17 protein-coding genes, 1 tRNA gene and 1 CRISPR repeat array are annotated in these 24,522 nt (G+C 47.9%); of the genes, 15 read left to right on the forward strand and 3 right to left on the reverse strand.

The features are described from left to right. Nucleotides 1-245: 245 nt before the first annotated feature. The 5 genes from RJ60_RS13365 to RJ60_RS13385 all read left to right on the forward strand — a co-directional run bounded on the left by RJ60_RS13365 (nucleotide 246) and on the right by RJ60_RS13385 (nucleotide 5,946). Entirely contained in the window at nucleotides 246-1,643 is a 1,398-nt protein-coding gene (locus RJ60_RS13365) for a mercuric reductase (protein ID WP_103135043.1), read from the forward strand. A 403-nt stretch (nucleotides 1,644-2,046) separates the two neighbouring features. Continuing rightward, nucleotides 2,047-2,952, forward strand: coding sequence for an ABC transporter substrate-binding protein (locus RJ60_RS13370; RefSeq protein WP_103135044.1), 906 nt, complete (start codon nucleotides 2,047-2,049; stop codon nucleotides 2,950-2,952). Nucleotides 2,953-2,956: 4 nt separating this feature from the next. Continuing rightward, a complete protein-coding gene (locus tag RJ60_RS13375) occupies nucleotides 2,957-4,132 on the forward strand; it encodes an ABC transporter permease (RefSeq protein ID WP_180979958.1) in 1,176 nt (391 codons plus the stop codon). Next, on the forward strand, nucleotides 4,125-5,222 hold the full coding sequence (locus tag RJ60_RS13380; RefSeq protein ID WP_103135045.1) for an ABC transporter ATP-binding protein: 1,098 nt from the start codon (nucleotides 4,125-4,127) through the stop codon (nucleotides 5,220-5,222). The genes RJ60_RS13375 and RJ60_RS13380 overlap by 8 nt, the downstream gene beginning before the upstream one ends. Further along, a complete protein-coding gene (locus tag RJ60_RS13385; protein ID WP_103135046.1) occupies nucleotides 5,203-5,946 on the forward strand; it encodes an ABC transporter permease in 744 nt (247 codons plus the stop codon). The genes RJ60_RS13380 and RJ60_RS13385 overlap by 20 nt, the downstream gene beginning before the upstream one ends. A gap of 15 nt (nucleotides 5,947-5,961) precedes the next feature. Here RJ60_RS13385 and RJ60_RS13390 read toward each other — a convergent pair whose 3' ends face one another. Then, the gene (locus RJ60_RS13390) at nucleotides 5,962-7,284 is read right to left on the reverse strand and encodes a mechanosensitive ion channel family protein (protein ID WP_103135047.1); all 1,323 of its coding nucleotides are present in this window, start codon (nucleotides 7,282-7,284) and stop codon (nucleotides 5,962-5,964) included. Between the two features lie 232 nt (nucleotides 7,285-7,516). On the opposite strand from RJ60_RS13390, the gene RJ60_RS13395 reads away from it, so the two are divergent. Genes RJ60_RS13395 through RJ60_RS13405 form a run of 3 tightly spaced genes read left to right on the forward strand, consistent with a single transcriptional unit; the run spans nucleotide 7,517 to nucleotide 10,186 of the window. After that, the gene (locus tag RJ60_RS13395) at nucleotides 7,517-7,966 is read left to right on the forward strand and encodes a hypothetical protein (protein ID WP_103135048.1); all 450 of its coding nucleotides are present in this window, start codon (nucleotides 7,517-7,519) and stop codon (nucleotides 7,964-7,966) included. Beyond that, complete coding sequence (locus RJ60_RS13400; RefSeq protein ID WP_103135049.1) at nucleotides 7,959-9,212, forward strand: M48 family metallopeptidase; 1,254 nt, start codon at nucleotides 7,959-7,961, stop codon at nucleotides 9,210-9,212. Before RJ60_RS13395 ends, RJ60_RS13400 begins: the two co-directional genes overlap by 8 nt. Nucleotides 9,213-9,223: 11 nt before the next feature. Then, a complete protein-coding gene (locus RJ60_RS13405; RefSeq protein ID WP_103135050.1) occupies nucleotides 9,224-10,186 on the forward strand; it encodes a 1-aminocyclopropane-1-carboxylate deaminase/D-cysteine desulfhydrase in 963 nt (320 codons plus the stop codon). Between the two features lie 19 nt (nucleotides 10,187-10,205). On the opposite strand, the gene RJ60_RS13410 is transcribed toward RJ60_RS13405, so the two are convergent. Then, a complete protein-coding gene (locus RJ60_RS13410) occupies nucleotides 10,206-10,544 on the reverse strand; it encodes a PadR family transcriptional regulator (RefSeq protein WP_258006341.1) in 339 nt (112 codons plus the stop codon). Nucleotides 10,545-10,589: 45 nt separating this feature from the next. After that, nucleotides 10,590-10,961, reverse strand: coding sequence for a NifB/NifX family molybdenum-iron cluster-binding protein (locus tag RJ60_RS13415; protein WP_103135052.1), 372 nt, complete (start codon nucleotides 10,959-10,961; stop codon nucleotides 10,590-10,592). A gap of 233 nt (nucleotides 10,962-11,194) precedes the next feature. On the opposite strand from RJ60_RS13415, the gene RJ60_RS16360 reads away from it, so the two are divergent. The 7 genes from RJ60_RS16360 to RJ60_RS13450 all read left to right on the forward strand — a co-directional run bounded on the left by RJ60_RS16360 (nucleotide 11,195) and on the right by RJ60_RS13450 (nucleotide 24,496). After that, entirely contained in the window at nucleotides 11,195-11,686 is a 492-nt protein-coding gene (locus tag RJ60_RS16360) for a hypothetical protein (protein ID WP_258006342.1), read from the forward strand. 94 nt (nucleotides 11,687-11,780) lie between these two features. Then, nucleotides 11,781-11,856, forward strand: a tRNA-Pro gene (locus RJ60_RS13425). 195 nt (nucleotides 11,857-12,051) lie between these two features. Beyond that, complete coding sequence (locus RJ60_RS13430; RefSeq protein ID WP_180979960.1) at nucleotides 12,052-13,425, forward strand: M14 family zinc carboxypeptidase; 1,374 nt, start codon at nucleotides 12,052-12,054, stop codon at nucleotides 13,423-13,425. 210 nt (nucleotides 13,426-13,635) lie between these two features. After that, the gene (locus tag RJ60_RS13435) at nucleotides 13,636-14,424 is read left to right on the forward strand and encodes an alpha/beta fold hydrolase (protein WP_103135054.1); all 789 of its coding nucleotides are present in this window, start codon (nucleotides 13,636-13,638) and stop codon (nucleotides 14,422-14,424) included. A gap of 355 nt (nucleotides 14,425-14,779) precedes the next feature. Next, nucleotides 14,780-15,144: a CRISPR direct-repeat array (repeat unit 30 nt; unit sequence GTTGCGTGAGAACCATAGTGGTATGGAAAC). A gap of 1,379 nt (nucleotides 15,145-16,523) precedes the next feature. Continuing rightward, nucleotides 16,524-16,826, forward strand: a complete 303-nt coding sequence (locus tag RJ60_RS16590; RefSeq protein ID WP_103135055.1) for a WGR domain-containing protein — start codon at nucleotides 16,524-16,526, stop codon at nucleotides 16,824-16,826. 552 nt (nucleotides 16,827-17,378) lie between these two features. After that, nucleotides 17,379-20,405 carry a DISARM system SNF2-like helicase DrmD gene (gene drmD / locus RJ60_RS13445; RefSeq protein ID WP_180979961.1) on the forward strand — a complete coding sequence of 1,009 codons (3,027 nt, stop codon included), beginning with the start codon at nucleotides 17,379-17,381 and terminating at the stop codon, nucleotides 20,403-20,405. After that, the gene (locus RJ60_RS13450) at nucleotides 20,402-24,496 is read left to right on the forward strand and encodes an Eco57I restriction-modification methylase domain-containing protein (protein WP_103135057.1); all 4,095 of its coding nucleotides are present in this window, start codon (nucleotides 20,402-20,404) and stop codon (nucleotides 24,494-24,496) included. Before drmD ends, RJ60_RS13450 begins: the two co-directional genes overlap by 4 nt. The last annotated feature ends 26 nt before the right edge of the window (nucleotides 24,497-24,522 follow it).

A 24,522-nucleotide genomic window follows, 5' to 3' on the forward strand; every position in this document is an offset into this window, starting at 1 on the left:
TTCTGAACGGATTGGTCGGCCGTTCTGGCTTCATAGAAAAGCAGAACAGGACAGGTTTTCTCTGCCCGATCCTTTGTGGATCATCTTGGTGAGGAATCGCTTAGTCTTTTTCGAAAGAAGATTGAACATAATCACCAACTCATGGCCGATGAAGAGATCAAGAATCGGGCCTTTTGCTTTCAAGTGATTGACCGGAAAAACAGTGAAAACTGCATGTCTATGGCGAAAATTAGGATGGTGATGAAATGAAGGATGGTAGGGAAAAATTCGACGCGATAGTTATCGGTTCCGGTCAGGGAGGCACTCCTCTGTCGCTTTCGCTTGCGGATGCAGGATGGAAGGTCGCACTTGTGGAAAGAAAGGCAGTTGGAGGTACATGCGTCAATGAAGGGTGTACTCCAACAAAGACCATGATAGCCAGCGCAAGAGTAGCGCATCTGGTAAAGCGCGCAGCAGATTTTGGAGTTGATGCCGGGGAGTTCTCTGTCGATCTGGAAAGAGTTATCCGGCGGAAAAAAGAAGTGGTTGAGAGTTTCAGGGAAGGAAGCAAGAAAAGGATTCTCGATTCTCCAAACCTATCATTGATAGAAGGCAGCGCGCGTTTTGTAAGGGAAAGACAGCTCGAAATAAGTCTTCTAAGTGGAAGTACGGAGTTCTTTGAAGCAGACATCATCGTCATAAACACCGGAACGAGACCTGCGAGACCTGAGATAAGAGGGCTGGATAATTCAGTGGCTTATGACTCGACTTCGATAATGGAGCTCGATGAGCTTCCGGAACACCTCATAATCGTTGGTGGCGGCTACGTTGGTCTCGAGTTCGGGCAGATGTTCAGGCGTTTTGGAAGTGAAGTGACGATTATTCAAAGGGATAAACAGCTGCTCTCACGCGAAGATGAGGACATTGCCGGCATGGTTCTGGAAATTATGAGGGACGAAGGCATCGATGTCCTTCTAGATGCCGAGCCGCTTGAAATCAGAAGCGCCGGGGGAAACAGGATAAGCCTGAGAGTGCAGTCTTCTGGGAAGGAAACGACGTTAGTCGGAAGCCATCTGCTGCTCGCGACCGGCAGGTTACCCAATACTCCCGACCTGAATCTGGAAAAGAGCGGGGTTGCGGTTGACGATAGGGGATTTATAAAGGTAAACAACAAACTGGAGACCTCTTCGGAGGGAGTTTACGCGATAGGCGATGTTAAAGGTGGACCGGCCTTCACGCACATTTCCTACGACGACTTCAGAGTATTGAGGGAGAACCTTATGAACGGGGGAAGCTCGACGATAGAAGAAAGGGATGTCCCTTATGTAGTATTCATTGATCCTCAACTTGGAAGAATAGGCCTCACCGAGAAGGAAGCATCGAGTCGGGGGTGCAGCTATCGCGTGGCAAAGCTGCCTTTTGACAGGGTGGCCCGGGCCATTGAAACGGACGAGACACGGGGATTGATGAAGGCGCTTGTCGACTCAGAGACAGACCGGATTATCGGTGCCGCCATTCTAGGAGTTGAGGGCGGAGAGATTGTATCTGCAATTCAGATTGCCATGATGGGCGGACTTCCATTCACTTCGCTCAGAGACGGCGTCTTTGCACACCCAACGCTCGTGGAATCATTGAACAATCTCTTCATGACGCTGGATGGCTGACCGTATTTGCAAGAGTATATTAGAATGCTCGCGGGATCTCTTTCGGGGTTAGTCGATGGAGGTAGCCCTTCGAGAAGAAAGGTGGTTGGATTTCGTGGCGCATGGAAGTCAATACTCCTTCGTGGGGTTCTAGTTGTAGCCGCGAATCTTTCTTTCTTTGAATAGATGAGAACAACCTGTGCCTCTCTGTGAATCAGCTGCTTTCAGGTTCTCTCTTTTTGGGGTTATCTGTCTGAGCCGAAATGGGAAAGAGTGAGAAACCGGGTCTCAGATTCTGGGCTGGAGCTTTCAGTCGGAACATGTATATGTCAACATAGACAACGGCGCATTGAAAACTTTCAGAGATAGTGTACAATTAAATGGAGTAGAATTATCGGCAATACGAATTATGGAGGTTGGTTGTATGAAGAGAATAATGCTGATTGCACTGATACTAATGACGGCCATTGGCTTTGCACTGAAGGGACCGATTACGGTCGCATCGAAGATAGATACCGAAGGCGCACTGTTGGGACAGATGATAGTGATAGTCCTACAGAAGAATGGCTTTGAAGTGAACGACAAGACTGAGTTCGGAACTACGAGTGTTATCAGAAAGGCGATCATTGCTGGAGAGATCGATATATATCCCGAGTACACCGGCAACGGAGGTTTCTTTTTCGATAACACAGATCCGGGCATATGGAAAAACGCGCAGCAGGGATTCGAGACAGTCAAGAGACTCGACTTTGAGAACAACGGCCTGGTGTGGCTAACCCCCGCCCCTGCCAACAATACATGGGCTCTGGCGATCAGGAAGGATCTTTCCGACAGTGAAGGAATAAAGACACTTGAAGACCTCGCGTCTTACCTAAATCGCGGCGGCTTCATTAAGCTGGCCGCTTCAGAGGAGTTTCTTACCAGACCGGACGCTATGCCGGCTTTTCAGGAGGCTTATGGCTTCGAGCTTTCAAATGAGCAGCTACTTGCCTTCTCTGGAGGAAATACCGCTCAGACCATAAGGGCCGCTTCCCAGAACATTGACGGTGTAAACCTCGCGATGGCATATGGTACTGACGGCGCCCTCTCTGCTCTCAAGTTGGTGGTCCTTGAAGACACCAAGGGAGTTCAGCCCGTTTATGAACCCGCTCCGATCGTTAGAAAGGAGATACATGAAGCCTATCCGGAAATCGAGGAGCTCCTTAAACCCGTTTTCGAGGCTCTTGATCTCGAGACGCTGCAGATGCTAAACGCTTCGATAGCGATAGAAGGTTTAGATGCGGGATACGTCGCCGAGCAGTTCCTTATAGCGAAGTCTCTGATTGACTAGAGGTATGACGCTGATTTCCAAACGAAGAGACATGATGGCCATTCTAGGAATGGCCATCATGTTGTTGTCTCTCCTGGTCCCGGGATTCCTTTCAGTTAAGGAGACGAGAATCTCGGAGACATTTCCCGTAGCTTTAGGCAGCTTCTCAAGTGTGGGCCTCTCTCTCCTGTTAGTGGCCTCATTTGCAGTCCTGTTTTTGTCCTACGCGGGATTCAGCTTTTTGATGGGCCTCGTGGGAGGGATTGCCCCCGTCTTCGGCTTCTTTCTGGCCGGAAGGCATGCCGCCTCTATAGCTTCAAAGGCAGGTCCCTTTGCAAGGGTCTCCCCTTCCACCGGTTTGTGGGTTCTTCTCCTGGCCGGCTACATTGTTGTATTCGCTGCCAGAAGAAGACTGAAGGACAGGAAGATCATCTCATCGCTTCTGGTCTTGGTTCCGATTGGCCTGTTCCTGTTGCTTCTAGGCTCGGGTCATCTGAAAGACCTTGCAATAATGAAGGAGTACGCAAACAGAAGCAACAGATTTCTTGAAGAGACTGTGAGGCATCTCGTAATTGCAGGAGGAGCAGTTCTCGCCGGAGTACTCATAGGAGTGCCGCTTGGAATAGTTGCCAACAGGTCTCCAAAGATCGAAAGACCTGTATTCGCTGTTGTGAACTTCATACAGACGATTCCGAGTATAGCCCTGTTCGGCTTGCTAATAGCTCCGCTATCCTACCTTTCACGCAGTCTGCCATTTCTTAGGGAGATAGGAATAACGGGTGTCGGCTGGGCTCCGGCCATGATAGCTCTCGTCCTGTATTCGCTACTCCCGATAGTCAGAAACACTTACTCAAGTCTGAAGGTCATTCCCACAGATACAGTGGAGGCTGCCAGGGCGATGGGAATGAGCAGAATTCAGGTTCTCGGAAAGGTCGAGATTCCGATTTCGCTGCCGGTTGTCCTTGCTGGCGTTAGAACAGCGGCCGTTCAGGCCGTGGGGAATACTACCATGGCGGCCCTGATCGGAGCAGGAGGCCTAGGGGTTTTCGTATTTCAGGGTCTCGGTCAAGCCGCAATGGATCTTGTCCTTCTAGGAGCGTTGCCTATAGTTGCTCTCGCTTTGATAGTCGATTCCCTAATGCAGCTGCTTATAGGAATACTGACTCCTAAGGGGTTAGTCTCGGAGGGAGCCAATGATTAGATTTGAAGATGTTACAAAGAAATACGACGAGAATACGCTGGCCGTAGATTCGATTACCTTCGAGATCCCCTCGAACGAACTGACGGTTCTAATCGGGCCTTCGGGATGTGGTAAGACGACTACGCTCAAGATGATAAACAGGATAGTCAGACCGACAACGGGGAAGATCCTGATAGACGGCAACGACGTAACCGCCATGGATGTGAAGCAGCTCAGGAGAGGAATAGGTTACGTAATCCAGAACGTGGGGCTCTTTCCACATATGTCGGTGAAGGATAACATTGCCACCGTGCCGAGACTGCTGAAGTGGGAGAGATCGAAGATAGATAGAAGAATCTCTGAACTGCTTGAGCTTGTAGGGCTTGAGCCGAAATCTTATGCAAAGAAACTTCCGAAAGAACTGTCTGGCGGCGAGGCCCAGAGAGTCGGCGTTGCGAGGGCGCTTGCAGCCGATCCCCCGATAATACTGATGGACGAGCCCTTCGGAGCGGTAGACCCATTAACTAGAGTGAGGCTCCAAGACGAGTTTGCCAGAATTCAGGAGGACCTCCACAAGACGATCGTCTTCGTAACCCATGATATAGATGAGGCGATAAGGCTTGCAGATAGAATCGCGGTCATGAGAGCGGGCAGAATCCTTCAATATGACACTCCCGAAGAGATCCTGGCGCATCCGAAGGAGAAATTCGTCCACGACTTCATGGGATCAGATAGAGCGCTGAAGAGGCTCTCGAGGATCCCGGTCAGGGAGTATATAGAGAAGAGCTTCGCGATAGACCTTTCAGGAAGCTGGGAACAGCTAGGCAAGATCGAAGAGGAGTTCGTCTGGGCGCTGGACAAGGATAAGAGACTTGTCGGCTGGGTAGATGTCTCCCATTCGAGCAGGGAGAACCCGGTAAGAGAAGCTCTGACTGAAATGAAGGAAGAAGAGATCTTGAGTCCGGACAGCACTGTTAAGGAGGCGCTTTCCAGAATGCTTGAAAGCGGAACCGCGGCGTTGCCGGTCGTCGAGAGAACGGGACGTTTTCTCGGCCAGATAAGCATGACCAGAATCCAGGAGTTGACCAGAAGTGACAGAGAAGAGAAGTAGAGTCTTATCCTGGGTCTTGTTGGGACTGTTCTTGCTGGCCTTTGTCCTTCTCATCTCCAATATGGCATGGTGGGAGAGCTTTCTGCGATGGCTCTTTCCCGGAGAGAAGCAGGTTCTTCATCCAAGAGGGACTTTGTTGGAGCTGGTGACCGAACATCTCTGGATGGTCATCGTATCAAGCGGACTTGCCACGATTATCGGCATCTCGATAGGAGTGCTGGTTACACGTCCGATGGGCAGGCAGTACTTGCCTCTCGTTTCAAGCCTGAGTTCCCTCGGCCAGACCTTCCCTCCCGTCGCTGTTCTCGCTCTCGCCGTACCGTTGCTGGGATTTGGATTCAAACCGACGGTCGCTGCTCTGCTGCTTTATGGACTGCTTCCCATCTTAAGAAACACAATAGCGGGAATTGAAAACATCCCCGCAGATGTGCGTGAAGCAGCATATGGAATGGGTATGTCTTCCTGGCAGGTGCTGTTTAGAATTGAGCTCCCGCTTGCGCTCAAAGTAATCATGTCGGGGATTCGGATTTCAGTCGTAATTAACATCGGGACGGCAACTGTGGGGGCAACCATTGGGGCCGGTGGCCTCGGGTCGCCCATTATCGCCGGACTTGTCGCAGAGAATCCCGCCTTTGTACTTGAAGGGGCCATTCCGGCGGCGCTTCTCGCATTTTCAGCCGATGCTCTGCTCGGTAATATCGAGAAAACGATTTCTACAGCGTAGGATTTGCCTCTTGAATCAGGTATCCTTTTCGGCGTGCAATTGCGGGCTTTCCGTAAAGAGTTGCTCGGAGTTATCCTGTTCATGCCCTTGCCTCTTGCCGACAAGAAGATCTCCCATTGCCCTCAGGTCCTTTCCCGAAGGATTCTGGAATACCCTCAAATCGAAGTGAGGGAGTGTAGCAAAGATGTGATCGAAAATGTCTGACTGCAGAGATTCGTAGTTAACCCATGATGTGTCTCTACTGAAGGCGTATATCTCCAGAGGCAGCCCGGTGTCGGTCGGCTGCAACTGCCTGACCATCATGATAAGATCTTTGTTTGTCCCGGGATGATTTCTGAGGTAGGCGGTCAGGTATGCCCTGAAAGTCCCAATGTTCGTCATCCTTCTGCCGTTTACCGGTTCGGTTACGTCTACCTCGTTCATTCTGTTGAACTCCTCGATCTCCTTCTTCCTGCTTTCGAGGTAAGGTCTCAGAATCTGGATCTTGTACAGCCTGTCATACAGGTCGTCATCGAGAAAGCGGACGGAAGAGGTGTCTATGTAGACAGATCTCTTGATTCGCCTTCCGCCGGCCTGAAACATCCCCTTCCAGTTCTTGAACGATTCAGAGATTATCGCGTATGAAGGGACTGTAGTTATCGTCTTGTCCCAGTTCTGAATTCTTATCGTTGTAAGGGTAATGTCGATTACATCACCATCGGCCTGGTATCTTGGAACCTCTATCCAGTCCCCGATGCTCACAAGGTTGTTCTTAGAAATCTGGATGCTGGCGACGAGCCCGAGAAGCGAATCCCTGAATATGACGAGGAGGACGGCGGTCATCGCACCGATTCCGCTCAGGATACCCCACGGAGAAATCCCCGTCAGAACGGACACCGCAACGACGCCGGCTATGATATACACCATTAGTTTCACAACGGTCATGTAGCTCTTTATCGGCTTATCCTTAGAGGTTTCCAGAGACTGATAAGCGCTTGTGAAAACGTCCAGGAGGGCGTCGATCACAACGGCGGCGATGAATATCAGATATGTGGCTACCAGCCTGTAGATTAAGTCGCTTATCGCGGGAAATGCAGGAGCGAATAGCGCAATGACGATGGCCGGTATCATAAGGGCAATCTTGTTGAGCAGTTTGTGTTTTACGAGAAGGTCATCCCATTTGAATGCAGATTTTCTCACAATAAGCTCAATAGGCTTAATCAGGACCTTTTCGAAGATGTATTTGGATAAGAAGGCCACGACTATCATGATTATTCCAACAACTATATTGGCAAGTACCAAGTCAAAAGTCTCACTGAGTCCGAGGGCAGAAAACCACCCGGCAAAGATATTGACCACTAGATCGCCCCCTCAAAGATATTGGTCACTAGATAGCCCGCTCAGACAATAATAACATCACTGACTCCATAACTGCCTCTTCACGTTGGGCTTCCAACATCAGACACTTATCGGTTTGCCAATCCCCAAAGTCGAGAAGTGAGTGGAATTATTCCGATCAAAACGTCAATCTGAATGGAGGCTTTCAGAGATCGCCACAATGTCGTAAAATAGTGTATTGGAGGTGAGTGAGTTGAAATGTCCCGAATGCTACTCTAGTGACAGTAGGGCGACGCCGCTGAAGAACCCCGAAGAATGCCTCTTGAACCACGTTCAATACGTTTGTTCCACCTGTGGAAGGGCGATCTGTATGGATGACGACGAGCGGGAAAGGCACGGCCCTCGAGCTTCTTTCAGTTCCTTCAATGACGCTATGCTTTACCTCCGGGCAGCCGAGGCGCTGTTCAACGGACCATGCGGGATCTATGAACTGACCGACGGAACGAAGGTCTTCTACAAGATCTTCGTAGACAAAGACGGGTTAATGAACTACCTAATAGAGAATCCCGAGAAAAGGTGCCCTCTGGGAGAAGCTCTTCACGAAACCGAGGAATTCAGACCTGCATCCAAAGGACAGATTCAGAGACTGGATGAAGAGAAAGTAGAGCAGTACATGAAAGAGAAAGAAGAAGTAGATGGCTAGCTTCGAGATTGTCTTTCTTCTCGTTGTCTATGGAATCAGTCTCTTTGAACTAACGTTGCTGTCTCTAAACTACAGGAACGCTAGACTCTCGAGGGTATCCCTTCCCGACAACTTGCGCGACGTCTTCAACGATGACCTCATTGGAAAGTCCGTGGATTACACGAGGGCAAAGGGCTCTCTTGCCATCACCTCATCGATTGTGAGTCTTGCAGCGTTGAGCATAGGCATCTTCTGGTTTTTCAGAGCCGTTGAATCCTTAGCGGTTAGAGCGGCGGAAGGGTTCGTGATTCAGGGGCTTTTGTTCTTCATCGTCATTGGAGCGACCGCTTTTATCATCACTTTGCCCTTCTCTATCTATTCAACGTTCGTTCTCGAGAGGAGATTCGGCTTCAATCGGATGACACCGGGAACGTTCGTTGCGGACAAGCTGAAGGGAATAAGCCTGGTGGCTGTAATCGGTATCCCCATAGTAACTCTGGTTCTACTGGCCGTCGACTCGTTTGCTTACTGGTGGCTGTATCTGCTTATCGGTGTCATAGTCTTCGAGCTTCTGGCCCAGCTGATATTTCCAACAGTAATCCTGCCCATCTTCTACAAGCTCAAACCTCTCGATGATGAAGACCTTAAGGGCAGGCTAAGGGCTATCGCCGAAAAGGCAGGCTTTGAAGTGAAGTCGATCCTAGTCATGGATGCTTCGAGAAAGACCGGCCACACAAACGCCTTCTTCACAGGGATAGGCCGCGCGAAAAGGATCGTTCTATTTGACAGCTTGTTAGAGAAGCACACTTCAGAAGAGATACAGGCGATCTTCGCACACGAGGCAGGCCATTTTAAACGCAAACACATCCTGAAGGGGATGCTAGTTTCAAATGCTGCTGCAGCCTTTGCGGTGATCTTGCTCTGGCTGATCGTCGAAAGCCCTCTGGCTTCTGGTATTTTCGGAATTGAGAAGAAGTTCACCACTCTTCTGTACGCAGGTGTTTTCCTCTCATCGGTCTTCACGATGCTCGACTGGATAGACTCGTTAATAAGCAGAAGATGGGAGTTCGAAGCCGACAGGTATGCAGCCGAGATGCTGGGCACATCGCTGCCCATGATAAGCGCGCTGAAGAACCTGTCCGCGTCCAACCTGTCAAACCTGAGTCCACATCCGCTATATGCGGCCCTCAATTATTCCCACCCGCCGCCATGGGAGCGAATTGAAAAACTGAACAGCATAGTCTCTAATATAAATGAGAGAGAGTAGGGGGTGAGAGCTTGAAACTCAAGTTCATTAACAGCATTACTCCTGTGAACAGGCTTGAATGGATTGAAGAGTACCTCGAACTTCCGTTCGAACTATTCTGCAAGCATGATGAATTAACGGGTTTCATTACGAGCGGAAACAAGATCAGGAAGCTCGAGTATCTTCTGAAAGATGCTCTGGAAAAGAAGGCAGATACGGTATTCACCTGCGGGGGCATTCAGTCTAATCACTGCAGGGCAACGGCCCTTGCCGCTAGATCGCTCGGAATGCAGCCTGTTCTCTTCCTCAGGGGAAGGCCGATGGAGATCCCCCAGGGGAATGTTCTTCTTGATACAATGGTGGGCAGCGATATCCATTATGTGACAAAAGAAGAGTATTCGAAGATAGACGAGATCTTCGCCACGAAGAAGGAAGAATACGAGAAGAAGGGCAGCAAAGTCTACCTGATCCCCGAGGGCGGCTCAAACGCGCTTGGCGCCAGGGGATATGTGGATGCTGTCAAAGAGCTTTCAGGACAAATTAATCTCGACGGTGTCGAAGCCATCTTCACAGCGGTTGGTAGCGCGGGCACCTATGCGGGCCTCGTGGCCGGTCTAAAATCGCTCGGATATAACACCAGAGTGATCGGCGTAAACGTCACGAAAGATCCCTCGTCCTTATTCGTGGAAAAGACGAAACAACTAATAGAAGGCCTGAAAGAGTACGGGATAGCCGTATCGCTTGAAGGCAGTGAAATCGAAATAGTCGATGACTTCTCTGGACCGGCATACGCCGTGCCTTCGGAAGAGGATATGGATCTCATAAAGAAACTCGCGAAGGAGAGAGCATTCTTCCTTGATCCCGTCTATACGGCAAAAGCCTTCAGAGGCATGCTCGAAATCTCTAGAGGGAGATTTGCCGGAAAGAGGGTTCTCTTTATCCATACAGGCGGACTGTTCAAGCTGTTCGACAATCCGGCAGCTTATGTGAAGTAAAGCCCTGCGTCGCAGGGCTTCATGCTTTCTTTAGATCTTCAAGCCTTTCAAGAAACTTATCTATATTGTCTTTGAACCTTCTGATCCTGACTTCGGCAGATTTAAGATATTCAAGGCCCGCTTCGGTTATCTTATAATTCTTCCGGGCTGGACCTGTGTCTTCAGTATCCCATTCAGAGGTTATAAGACCCGTTTCCTCGAGACTCCCGAGCACCCGGTAAAGACTGCCCATCTGACCGACACCAAAGATAGGGATCTCGAAGTCGTTGATTCTAGAAGACAGTTCATACCCGTGGCTCGGTTTCTCAGCGATGAGGAGAAGCAGATACAACTCGATCCATGATCTGCCCATCCCCATTCGTCTTCCTCTAATACTTCTCATATATGCTCCGTCGTCTTTTTTCTAGTGATTGTGGAACTTTCCATGGTCTTCGGGCTCGTATTCAACGCTGGAAAGTTCGCCTTCAATGTAGGTTCTTACTAGCGCTTCGACGGTCCCACTGGCTCCGGTAATGGCATGTACGCCCAGCGTCTCGAAGAACTGTCTTGCCCGGCCGCCCATGCCTCTTGTTATTATCACATTGGCGCCTTTACTCTTCACGTAGCCTGGAATCTCGCCCGGCTCGTGCTGTTCGAAAGGGTTCGCTTCGATTTCGTGAGAGACAATCTCGTTGTTCTCCACAGTTACGAATGCGAAGAACGGAGAATGACCGAAATGCTCTGAAATCTTGGATTTGATACCGTTATTATCAACAATGGGAATTGCGATCTTCACAAAAACTACCTCCTTACCTATATTCATCTAACATATATTATAGCATTCGAACAAGACTGAGTTATGATAGCATCTGCGATCTGATTTGCTCTTCCTCAAGGGGAGATCAGTTTCACGGCTTTGCCGGAAAGAAATGACTAAAATGCCTCCTGTTTTGAGACTGTCCATCCGTTTCTGGTGAAACAATAGTTCTTGAGGGAGGCATGAAGCGGCGGCCGTCCTAATGAGCAATTGTGAGAGAATCATCATATAGGAGGTGCGGCAAGAAAAAGACTCTTGCTTTACTGATAATTGCGGCACTGTGTGTTGCGGCGCTTGCGAATGGTCTATTGGTAATCACTCTGAAGGACGGTTCGATCTACGAATTCTACTTGGATGAGATCGAGAGTGTTATCTATACTGCAGAAGTTGAGGAACCTCTGGGATCAGCCTATATGAGCCTTTACAAAGACGTCTTTGCGCCGGGCGAAGAGATCACTCTGTACTTCTACGGAACAGAAGGCCTCGAAACGTACGCCTGGATAGGAATAGTACCATCGGATATCCCTCATGGAAGCGAATCCGATAACGATATGCACGATATCGCCTACGAATACATAAGGGGCAGAACAGACGGGATGATTGTTTTCACGGCTCCTCTAGATCGTGGGTTCTACGACTTCAGATTGAATGACTCGGATTACAACGGCAAAGAACTCGACTACATAACCTTTGAAGTCAGATAGGAGCTCTCAGAGAGGGTTACGGGTGTCTGCAAACTGCTCCCGGAGTCATTCCTCTCTTGAAAGGTAATCCCAACTGTGATAGAATCTTCGAGTACGGGGCGTAGCGCAGTTGGAAGCGTGTCTGCATGGGGCGCAGAAGGTCGCTGGTTCAAGTCCAGTCGCCCCGACCAAGAACCCTCGATTCGTTCGAGGGTTTTTTATATTAGAACGGGTTATACTTTAGATGTCCTTCTCAAGAAGACTCTTGGTTCATGCGTTCTTCCAGGAAGCTATTACAACCAAAGATTCACTGTCAAGAAATCGAAGCTCCAAACAGGCGACAACAACAGGCAGGTCGCCTGTCACTTTGTATAAAGGGGGTAGTTATGGATTCAATTAAAACGGTAATCAAGAATGTACCGGAATACGAATACTTCAAGACGGTCGACGAGCTGAACGAATCGAGCAAAAAACTCGCGGAGCAGTATCCCGATCTTGCCAGCTTCTACAAGATAGGTGAATCGATGGCCGGAGATCCTATCTATTGCCTAAAGATTGGCAACGGTTCCAGGGCGATATTGATGTATGGTTTTCCGCATCCAAATGAACCGATAGGAAGCATGATGCTCGACTATCTATCTCAGCAGCTGGTCGAAAACAAAGCCTTCAGAAATACCTTTAAGGACGTGAGCTGGTACATAGTGAAGGTAGCTGACAACGACGGGGCGAAGTTGAACGAAGGCTGGTTCAAAGGACCTTACACGCCCTTGAACTACGCGCTGAACTTCTACAGGCCGGCGAGTTTTCAGCAGGTAGAATGGACCTTCCCCATAAAGTACAAGACTCTCGACAACAACGATCCGATTCCAGAGACAAGGGCTCTGATGAACATAATCGAAGAGGTTAAGCCGATCTTCATATATAGCCTCCACAATGCTGGTTTTGGCGGGGTCTACAACTACATATCCGACGATGCTCCGATCCTTTATCCGATATTCGAGAAGGCCTACGAAGACCAGAATATCCCGGCAGCTCTTGGCGAGCCGGAGATGCCGTATGCAGTCAAACTCGCCGAGGCCGTCTACAAGATGCCGACGATGAGAGACACCTATGATTACTACGCAGCCAATACAGACAGAGATCCGGCTGAAATAATCGGGAAGGCGGGAACCTGCAGCTACGAATACGGAAAGCAATTCAATGAGAAGGTATTTGAGCTGGTATGTGAAGTCCCGTATTATTACAATCCAAAGATTGAAGATCTTTCCGAAACGGAGTTCATCAGGAGGGATCTCGTTCTGGCCAATCTCGAAGACACAAAGCAGGAGTACAAGAAGATAAAAGAAATCTACTTCCCGTTGAAGGACAGGCTCGTGGTCGACACTCCTATTCGGACTGCTCTCGATGACTTCCTCGAATCTTCCGAAAGACACCTCCCTGTACAGGAGAACTGGGCGAAGACCGCCAAGGAATTGGAAAAGAAAGCGACGGTGGCCGAGGCCTTCGACAACCAGCAGGTCTCCAAGACCTACAAGATGCTTTTGTGGGGAATGCTCAGAAGGATCATGCTTCTCAACTACGAGAAGACGAACGACGGTGAGTTCAAAGCTGCCGGAGAGAAAGCATATCGGTACATGAAGGACATGAGCGACAAACTGGAGAAGGAACTCGAGTACACGATTATCCCCATAAAGAAACTCGTTCAGATACAACTGATGAGCGGACTATATGCTGCTCTTTATGCTCTCGATAGAAGCTAGTAGTATCAGGACATTCCTCGGCAGAGCTCAGAGAAAACGATGGAATACGGCTTCGGCATCCAGTTCATACGAGGCGAAAAAAGGGACTGACGAGTTCCTCTCTTCTGTCCCATTTTTCGCCGATTTCGGCTAAGCTTGACTTGCCTGAGTTGTAAATGCCTGGCAATCGCTGGACACAAATAAGACCGCATTCAGTTGGAGGTTCAGAAGATGGACAATCTCAGAATGCACGGCGATCCTCCATACAGAGTTGTAGTCGCTCATGGAAAACCGGGAGCGGCAGGGGCAGTTGCACCTCTTGCGAAAGAGCTGGGAAAGAGACGAGGAGTTCTGGAGCCCTATCAGACAAAGAAGACAGTGTCCGGACAGATAGAAGAGTTGAGGGAGATTGTCGAGAATTACTGCATTTCCCCGGTTATTCTTCTGGGACATTCTTGGGGAGCTTGGCTCGTCTTCTTGTTTGCGGCGGAGCATAGCGATCTCGTGGATAGGATAGTACTCATAAGCAGCGGTCCTTTCGAGCAGCATCACGCTTCCGGTATTATGAATACTCGCCTGAACCGTCTTGGCGCAAAAGAAAAGGCTCGAGCGGGAAAACTCATGAGCCTCCTGAACAATGCAGAACTGAAAGATAGAGAACTGCTATCTGAGTTCAGAAAACTCCTGGCCAAGACAGACCACTTCGATCTTCTCGAAGATGCCGAAAGAGTCGAAGTCAATATCGATGCAGAAATATACAAGAGCGTATGGACAGAGGCCTCAGAGATGAGGCGCAGCGGAGAGCTTCTCGAGAACGGCAAGAAGATTCGCTGTCCCGTTCTCGCAGTCCATGGCGATTACGACCCTCATCCGGCAGAGGGTGTCGAGATCCCGCTTTCAAGGGTACTTGAGAATTTCACGTTCAGACTTCTGGAAAGATGCGGTCACATGCCCTGGATGGAAAGACATGCCGGAAAAGAGTTCTACAGGATTGTAGAAGAAGAACTTGAGAAAAGATAATCTCTCTCGGCATCTGGATATGCAGAGGCTTGAATTGACAAAAAACACCGATTACTTCAGGAAGATCTCAAAGAGATGAATCAAAACACCAAACTAGCTTGTGGAGCGCAAGGTTCATGAACAGCTTCATGTAATCATTCTGAATCCAAGCGCAAACGGAATTCAACAATCCTCTTCGCCAAAGCATAAATCGGAGTCTGACCCTATTTAATGACCCAATCAACAATCAATGAGTTCATCTCAAATGAAGTTCAAGAAAATCGATGAAAGTCAAATTCGATGTTGCTTTGAAGATCTTTCCATTTATTTGATTCTGTCGTCCAAAAACCTGTATAATATCTTTGTAATAGAAGCGGTTGCGTGAGAACCATAGTGGTATGGAAACAAGAGATACGGAGATACATATGTATCGCTCTCTCTGAGTTGCGTGAGAACCATAGTGGTATGGAAACGTACCGGGTTTACAATGGCGCCCTGACCGGCGAATTCGTTGCGTGAGAACCATAGTGGTATGGAAACATGGCTTCGGCCAACATTTGCGCTGCACGCCGGGGGTGTTGCGTGAGAACCATAGTGGTATGGAAACTTTCTCCATATTCCGGACATCTTGCGGCGACCTTAATTGTTGCGTGAGAACCATAGTGGTATGGAAACTTGTCTGATGGAGTTTTGAGATGTCTCCGCCCTCTTGTTGCGTGAGAACCATAGTGGTATGCTAAGAGCCGTGGCTGGTGGTACGTGGTAGGTGGTTGGTAAGTGCTTATAAACAAACAAGAGCACAATCACGACTAGAATAATTTCAGGAAAACCATCCGGGGACGCATGGCTGGCTTCGCCAGGAAGGAAAACCTTTCTAGGGGCAGGACGTTATGTTGTATGAACTAACTCAACTGGTCATCCTGACGCGCTCTTGGTCAGGATCTGGTCTTTGATCTTATCGGAGGACGGGTCCTTGCTCTTGGACGGTCAACGGAGGACGGCTCTTATATGAACCATAGTGGTATGCTAAGAGCCGTGGCTGGTGGTACGTGGTAGGTGGTTGGTAAGTGCTTATAAACAAACAAGAGCACAATCACGACTAGAATAATTTCAGGAAAACCATCCGGGGACGCATGGCTGGCTTCGCCAGGAGGGAGAAGCTTTCTAGGGGCAGGACGTTATGTTGTATGAAACAACTCAACTGGTCATCCTGACGTGCTCTTGGTCAGGATCTGGTCTTTGATCTTATCGGAGGACGGGTCCTTGCTCTTGGACGGTCAACGGAGGACGGCTCTTATATGAACCATAGTGGTATGCTAAGAGCCGTGGCTGGTGGTACGTGGTAGGTGGTTGGTAAGTGCTTATAAACAAACAAGAGCACAATCACGACTAGAATAATTTCAGGAAAACCATCCGGGGACGCATGGCTGGCTTCGCCAGGAAGGAAAACCTTTCTAGGGGCAGGACGTTAGGTTGTATGAACTAACTCAACTGGTCATCCTGACGTGCTCTTGGTCAGGATCTGGTCTTTGATCTTATCGGAGGACGGGTCCTTGCTCTTGGACGGTCAACGAAGGACGGCTCTTATATGAACCATAGTGGTATGCTAAGAGCCGTGGCTGGTGGTAGGTGGTTGGTAAGTGCTTATAAACAAACAAGAGCACAATCACGACTAGAATAATTTCAGGAAAACCATCCGGGGACGCATGGCTGGCTTCGCCAGGAGGGAGAAGCTTTCTAGGGGCAGGACGTTATGTTGTATGAACCAACTCAACTGGTCATCCTGACGTGCTCTTGGTCAGGATCTGGTCTTTGATCTTATCGGAGGACGGGTCCTTGCTCTTGGACGGTCAACGGAGGACGGCTCTTATATGAACCATAGTGGTATGGAAACTTCTTTCTGACTAAACAGAAATCCAACTCAAGCTTTCTAATAACCAGCCTCTATTTAACACAAGGATATTATGTTAAATTCATCTGTTCTCTCCTATCCCAATCCCAGTAAAGGCTTCATTCGAAACTCTAACTCTTCTGTTTGCTCTATTCAATTTTGTATTTTACTTAATATGTGATGTTATCTATTTATGTTAAATTACTGAATTTAGACACGGAGGCCTCAAATGCCATCGGTTTACCTGGAGAAAGTGTTGCCCGAGAACAATATGAAGAGGTTCTATTTCATAAGCGATGAACGCCAGAGTACCTTTACCGGGTATCCGGTTACCATCATTTTCGGGCGGATCTTCGAGCGCGCAACAGTCGTGACTAAAATATTCCCGAGTCAGGGTATGGCAACTAGATATGTACGCAAGCAGCTCAGGATAAGACATAGACACCATTACTCAGTGGTTAAACCGAGATATTTGAGGGATAAGATAGACTCCAAGCCTGTCCAGCTCCCCCCATCCTTTCTATATTCGTAGTTTGTAATCGTCCCATCCGGATCGTTCCCACTCTAAGTGAATGTGCTACTGCTCTGAGAAACCTCTCCGGTCGGCCCACTTACCTTAGTTACTGTGGGAAGTCTATTTTGATGAGGAGGACATCCTGTCTGTCAATAGAAAAATGCCAGTTGTTAGCAACAAGAGCAAACAAAATCCGAAGAATCTGCTTTTCATACTTTCACCCACATAGCGAGGCCTCGCACGTGAAGACTCAGGCAATATACAGAAAGAAGTGCAATGCACTCATTCAATTAATATAGCACTTGTTACATTCTATACAAAGTCAAACTCTGTTCCGTGAATTCCTGTCACTGAAGGTTGTTGGCGATTGTGGTTGATTTCCGAAGTGGTATTCTCTTATCAAACATCCAGCCTGGCGCGCATAAAAGCTTCTCCCGGGCCGGCCATAAGTATTGGGGTGATTTCGGATAAAATAAACGGCTAATCTGTTAGGTTTCGGAATTAATACCCAATAATGATAAACTTCAGTTACAGAGAAGAAATAGCGAGAATATGCAGGGTAGGTGTAGTATGGGCGCTAATATCCCGGAAGCTGGAAGACTTGCCAGAGTTAGGGACAGAATCTGGCTTATCAGTGATGTTTCGTTCTCTGACGATGTAGTATCTAACCCCGCAACGCTGGTGACATTAGAGAGCTTAGAAGATTCGGATCAGGGAAGCAAGACATCCGTCGTATTTGAAAGAGAAGTTGACTTCCAGGTTCTGCCCGAAAACATACTCCCCGACATTGGCAATTCACTCGACACTCCCACTGTATTCGACAGCTTCGTCAATGCCCTGAGATGGACAAACAAGAGCATACTCAGCGGGGGTGTTATTCGGGCTCCGTTTTACGGTGCCATACAGCAGCAGACATTTCAGCTAGAGCCAGTGATCAAGGCTCTGTCTATGCCAAGGATAAGCCTTCTCATAGCAGACGATGTTGGCCTGGGTAAGACAATTGAAGCAGGTATGATAATCCAGGAACTCATTCTGAGAGGCAAAGCTCGCCGGATACTTCTTGTTTGCCCGGCATCTTTACAGCTCCAGTGGCAGTGGGAAATGGAAAATAAATTCGGACTTGACTTCAAAATAGTAGATAGCAACCAGATAACGAATTTCAAGAGGGAGTACGGGATAAACGTCAACCCCTGGTTAGCCTACCCCAGGATAATTGCCTCAATGGACTTCATAAAGATGGAGGGCAGGAAGACAGAATTTCTCCGCTCTTGCGAGGTTAATTCAGGTAAGTATATCCGCTCTTGGGATCTCCTGGTAGTAGATGAAGCCCACAACGCTATGCCCCAACCAACGAAGAAGTACTATCGAGATTCAGACAGGACGAAGATGCTCAATGAGATAGGAAGACACTTCGAGCATAAGATCTTCCTTACCGCAACTCCCCACAATGGACGAAAGGAATCCTTTGTCGCCTTTTTGGATATGCTGGATCCTCTAAGCTTCAACAGAGGGGAAGATCCAGCGCTCAATAAAGCCAGCTTCAAAAGAAGGTTAGATCGAATAATGGTACGAAGATTGAAGAGGGGCCCAACAGGCGTTAAAGACTCTCTCGGTCGTGCAATGTTTGCAGGCAGAGAGATCGTTCCCTTAGACATAGATCCTTCAGAGGACGAGAAGAAGTCGTTGAGCTTGCTCAATCAATACATTCACCAAAGGGTGCGTGGCGGAGGAAACGGCGAGAAAAACAGGCCTCTCGAATTCGCTATGACGATCCTGAAGAAGAGACTTCTCTCTTCACCAAGAGCTTTCTACAATTCAATTGTAGTTCACACGGAACACTTGAACGATGCGAAAGACTCTCCGAAGTACCTCCAGCTGATTATGGACAGGCTTGACGAAGACTGGGATAATGATGTCGTCAGAGAGCAAACAGAACAGGAGTTAATAAGCGCTACGGCAACCGATAACGGGAAGAACTACCTGAGTGAACTTATAAGCGTTGCCTCCCGCCTCAGAAACAAGCCAGACAGTAAAGCGAAAGAGCTTATCAGATGGATAGACAACAACCTCAAAGAGAACGGCCGTTGGAACCGCGAAAGAGTCGTCATATTCTCCGAATTCAAAGACACAATGGAGTACATCACAGACCAGCTGATCGATCACGGTGTTGAAGAGGGGAGAATCCTCCAGCTCTATGGCGGTATGGAAATGGAAAAAAGAGAGGCCATAAAGGCGATGTTCGAAACCGATCCAGACGAATCACCCGCGAGAATACTCGTCGCAACCGATGCCGCCTCTGAAGGAATAAACCTTCAGCAACACTGCAGATATATGTTCCATATGGAGATCCCCTGGAATCCAATAAGACTCGAACAGAGAAACGGCCGAATAGACAGACACGGTCAGTCTCGCGACGTCACCATATATCACCCCGTATACAAAAACGATTCAGATAGCCAGTTCCTGAAAACTATAGTGAGAAAGGTGGAACAGATCCGCGAAGATTTGACCACGATGAACCCTGTGATCGCAGATAAGATTCAGAAGCAGATGCTCGGGATTGAGAAGATGGACGAAAAACTACTGGACGCGATGAGAGATGATTTGACAAGAGACCTGTTGGACGTCAGGAGTGAGGCCGCGAACCTCGGCCAGAAGATAGCCGAATCGAGAGAGAAACTCAATCTTACCCCGGACACAGTTAGAGAGCTGCTAGATAGCGCTATCAAATTGAACGGTGTTTCCTCAGGTGTTAAGCCTGTAGAAGGAAATCTGTACAAGATAGAGAGACTGCCTGACGGCTGGAAAGAGCTTCAAAAATACATCTTCCAGGACGGTAGAACAAGACTCTTATCTTTCGTACCGCCAACTGGAGCCAAGGCCCAGCACCTTCATCCCAACCACCCACTTGTGAAGAAGGCCATAACGTACTTCCGAGCGAATATATGGTCAAAGGGGATTGAAGGCACAAACCAAAAACTGAACAAGGTAACCTGCAAGGTAGTTCCTTCAGGGAAGATGGATGTTCCTCACGTGCTTCTGTATGTTAGGGCTCTTGCGATCAACAAGCTCTCACAACCACTTGTTGAAGAAGTGGATGTCATTGGCGGAAGGTTCGAGCAGGGGGAGTTCCTCCCGGTTTCGGATACCTCAAGCCTCCATCATCTCGATTCTCTTGCAGTATTTAACCAAAGGGCTTCCTCGCTCGTCCCCGACCTGAAAAAGGTAATGAAGATGAATGAGAAAGCAATACAGGATACTGTCGAGAAGTTCAAACGTAACTGGAAAGACAGACTCAACAGAGAATTGAAAGAAGTGACCTCAACCGAGAAGACGACACTTCTGGAAATGATAAAGGAACGAGCGAAAGAGATAGACAAGACGATAAACAAGCTAAGTAGATACGAAGGAACGATGTTCGAAGATCAGATGCAGTATTCCGAAGACATTCGTCTTCTGAAGAACAGACAGGAATATCTAAAATCCCAGCTTGAGGGGATTCCAAAGAAGATAGAAGAGAAATACACACTCAAAGGCGATCCTCTGGTCAATGTTGTCGCTCTCTGCTTCATCATTCCCGAGGAGATGATCAGATGAGCACAACAATGAAGACCAAATTCGACTGGTTTGGCGTTCTGAAGATGTCGGGCCTGCTGGTCTCTGAAGTCATTTATCGCGATCACTTCGAGAAGACAGAGGGAATCAGCAGGGACGAACTCTTCAGACTCCGAAAGTTTATTGACCGCTTCAACAGCGAAAGCTTCTCTGTTAATGATCTGGTTAAGGGCCTCCTTTTCGACATTCTCGCTCACGATCCAAACAACTGGAAATTCGGAAGAGATGCTTCGGCTTTCTCAGTCAAGGAAAGTGATCACGATGAGCAACTCACTTCCGACTTTGTTCTCCTATCTGACGATAGAAAAACACCGGTCTTCATAATAAAGACACTGGACAAATACAATGAGCTTGACAAGAGAAAGCCAGTCGGTAGTGGAACCTGGCGGGCGAGTGAACATATAAAATTCGAGACGTTGCTTAGACTTTCAGGCTGCCCTCTGGGGCTTCTCACTAACGGTTATGAGTTCAGACTGTTTTTCGTTGAGGAAGGCCTTTCGGCAGCATACATATCCTGGAAGCAAAGTGACTGGCTTGAAGAAGAATCAACCTTCGAGGCCTTCAGAAATCTCCTGAACGCAGAGACCCTCCTTCCAAGCAAGAAGAAAGGTCTTTACAACATAGTCAAAGAAAGTCACGAGAAGCAAGCTGAAGTTACTGACGCTCTGGCCGATCAGGTATATCTAGTCATTAACAGGATTCTCGATTATACAAACCAGAGTGCAATAGACATCGAGCCGGACAAGATATATGAAGCAGTGATAAAGGTCGTTATGAGGTTAGTCTTCATACTGTATGCCGAAGAGAATTCTCTGCTTCCTCACGGATTCCCCGAGTACGATGACAATTACGGCCTAATCCATTTAGCCAATTCGCTCGAGACTGAGAGGTCTTCGCTGGGAGACATCGACTTCGAGTCGGTTTCCTCATACAGACTGGATGCCTGGTACAGGATACTTGCGTTGTTCAACCTTATCTATTACGGCTCAGATCACCAGGAGCTGAAGATAACTGCTCACGGTGGCGCCCTTTTCTCCCCGGAAGGTGTTCTTCCCCTTCTCAAGAGAATTAAACTTAACAACAGAGGCGTAAGGGATATTCTCCACGATCTCCTGTATATGAAAGGCCTCAGGCTAAGTTATGCTGCAATAGACGTCGAACAGATAGGATACGTATATGAAGGCCTCTTGGGATACACCGTTTCCCGGGCAAGTGAACCGCTGGTGGTTACAGCCAAGGAGAAGTTCGTTCTTCCTCTTAGTGAACTGGAAAAACGTACACCAAAAGAGATAAAGGCGCTACTGAAAGAGGTCGATTCAAAGATAAGCAACATTCCGGATTCGTTCTCCGATGCTACAGATAATTCGGTACAGGCAAGGGTAGCCAAATATGGGGTGATACTAGCCCCGGAAGATGAAAGGCTCATACCGGAGGGTGCCTATTATATGTCATCCTCCGGTGCCAGAAAGTCTAGCGGGAGTTACTACACTCCAAAGCAGCTGACAACTTATCTGGTTAAGGAAACGCTTGGACCGCTGTGTATGGATGAAGAGAAAGACAGGGTAAAGAGTTCTTCTGAGATTCTTTCAATGAAGATAGTCGATCCTGCTATGGGTTCAGGAGCCTTTCTCGTACAGGCAACGAATTTCGTCGCAGAGAAGCTCTTGAAGGCCTGGGAAATAGAGGGCAAAAATACTGAGATTCCAGATTCAGACAGAGAGATTCTTGCACGAAGAAACGTTGTTGAACACTGTATATACGGGGTGGACATAAACCCAACGGCCGTAGAGCTCGCGAAGATGTCTCTCTGGCTTAATACCTTCTCCAAAGATAAGCCATTTACATTCCTCGATCATAAGCTGAAGTGTGGTAACTCTCTTGTGGGTGTGTTTCACGGCTGGGAGGATACAAGCGTTATTCACCCGGAGGTGTACAAGGCTTCGGGGAACGCCAGTAAAGAATGGAAAACTAGACTCAATGAACTGAAAAAGGCAAACGCAAAATACAAACCTACCAAGAAGGAAAGCCAGGCGAAGCATCAGAGTAGTATGTTCTCTCTTACAGGCTCTCCGGACAATGAGTTTGCGAGAATAACGAGTGAGCTCGCAAAAGTCTCACACCGGATAGATGTCGCTGGAAGAGAAACGGAAGATTATTTTGCCAAGGAACAGGTTTACAAAGAGCAGTTCCTTAGGAACAGAGATTATGAAACAGAGAAGCTTAAGGCTAATGTTTGGGTAGCTCAGTGGTTCGCAAATGAGATTGATGGAGTCCTTCCGTTGACAACCGGAGAGCTTCAGGATCTCTACCAGGGAATAGACAAAAACCAGGATAACAGATCGGTCCTTATGGAAGTCTCCGAACACATTAACTGGACAGAACGGATAAGCGAAGAGCAACGCTTCTTCCACTGGAAACTTGAATTTCCGGATGTCTTCGAGGCAGGGGGTTTCGATGCGGTTATAGGGAATCCGCCTTGGGAAGTGCTGAAGCTTAAGGAAAGAGAGTATTTCGCAGGAAAGGACCTTCAAGTTTATTCCAGCAAGAAGACTAATGAAAGACGGGCACTTATAGCAAGATTAGAAACAAGTAACCCAAAGCTGTTCAGATCGTATATGAAGGAACTGGAGAAATACTCATCCACAGGCAATTACGTGTCTAATAGAACTCTATACAGTTTGACAGGCAAAGGCGAACTAAACACTTACCAGCTCTTCGCCGAGCTTTTCTTGAAGATGCGCAAAGAAGAGGGAAGATCGGGCGTGATAGTTCCAACAGGAATTGCGACAGACAAGGGAAACAGCGTCTTCTTCAAGTATGTTGTCGAGAATAAATTGCTGGCTTTGCTCGCAGATTTCACCAATGCGGAAGGAATTTTCCGGAACCATAGACAGAATAGATTCAGCCTAGTAGTTCTGGGGAGCTCATCTATTACAAGGATGTTTTTCTACTTGACTAATGTAGGACAGTTATACGCAAAAACACCTCTTTCCCTATCCACCAAAGAGCTGCTCCTTGTTAACCCCAATACTGGGACAGCTCCAATGCTTAGAACGCAAAGAGATATGGATCTGGTACTGAAGATTTACCGTAACAGCAAGATTCTTCTGAGGGAGTACGAAGACGGTAAGACGGATAACCCTTACGATATAGAAGTCTCGACTCAATTCCATATGTCAAACGACTCCGACAAGTTCGTTCGAGAGCAGGAGCTTATAGGGAGAGGTTATAAGAAGAACTGGATCTACTACGAGAAAGAGGGAGAAAGATATGTTCCACTGTGTGAGGGCAAGACTTTCTACATTCTTGATAGCCGCTATAACCACATAGCAGATGACGGCAACTGGACCGCCTGTACTGCTGAGGAGAAAACCGATCCGTGGTTTTTTCCCAGGACAAGGTATTTTGTTAAGGAGAGTGAAAGTGAGGTCTTCTATATATCTAAGAGTTGGAACAGAAAGTGGGTTATTGTATTTAGGGACACAACAAATATCGAAAACAGAAGAACTATGATTGGTGCTCTGGTACCAAGAGTTTCTTTTGGAAACACCGCCCCATTAACCTTAGTAAGTCATCTCGGCCGATCTCTTCTAGGTTTATTGGCCTTGATTGCGAGTCATAGTATTGATTACATAACAAAGAGGAAGCTTCAGAACAAACATATTAACTTTTACACACTCTATCAGCTACCGGTGCCCGACCCCTCAAAGTTCAAAGAACTCCCCGGACTGGATTCTGGAGACACTTGCCTTGAAGATTCCGTTATCCGCCGGCTTGTTAAGTGTGTGAACTACTCCTATGATATGGAGCCCTTCGTGAAAGATATGGGCTACGAGATAGAACCCAGACCGTGGAACGAGAAAGAAAGACTTGACTATATGGCCCAACTTGATGCAATAGCTGCCCATCTCTACGGCATTGACTATGAGGACCTGAAGTATATCTTCACTACATTCCCAATAGAGAAACGAGAACAGGAAAAAGAGTATGGGACTTACTTATCCAGAGACCTGGCCTTGAAGTACTTTGAAGAATACAGGCCTAAACTCTTTCAGGGAGGAAATCTATATTGATGAGGTTCTTGCTTCCTTAAGAAATT

This window comes from Mesotoga sp. B105.6.4 (genome assembly GCF_002896535.1).
Taxonomy (GTDB): Bacteria; Thermotogota; Thermotogae; order Petrotogales; family Kosmotogaceae; genus Mesotoga.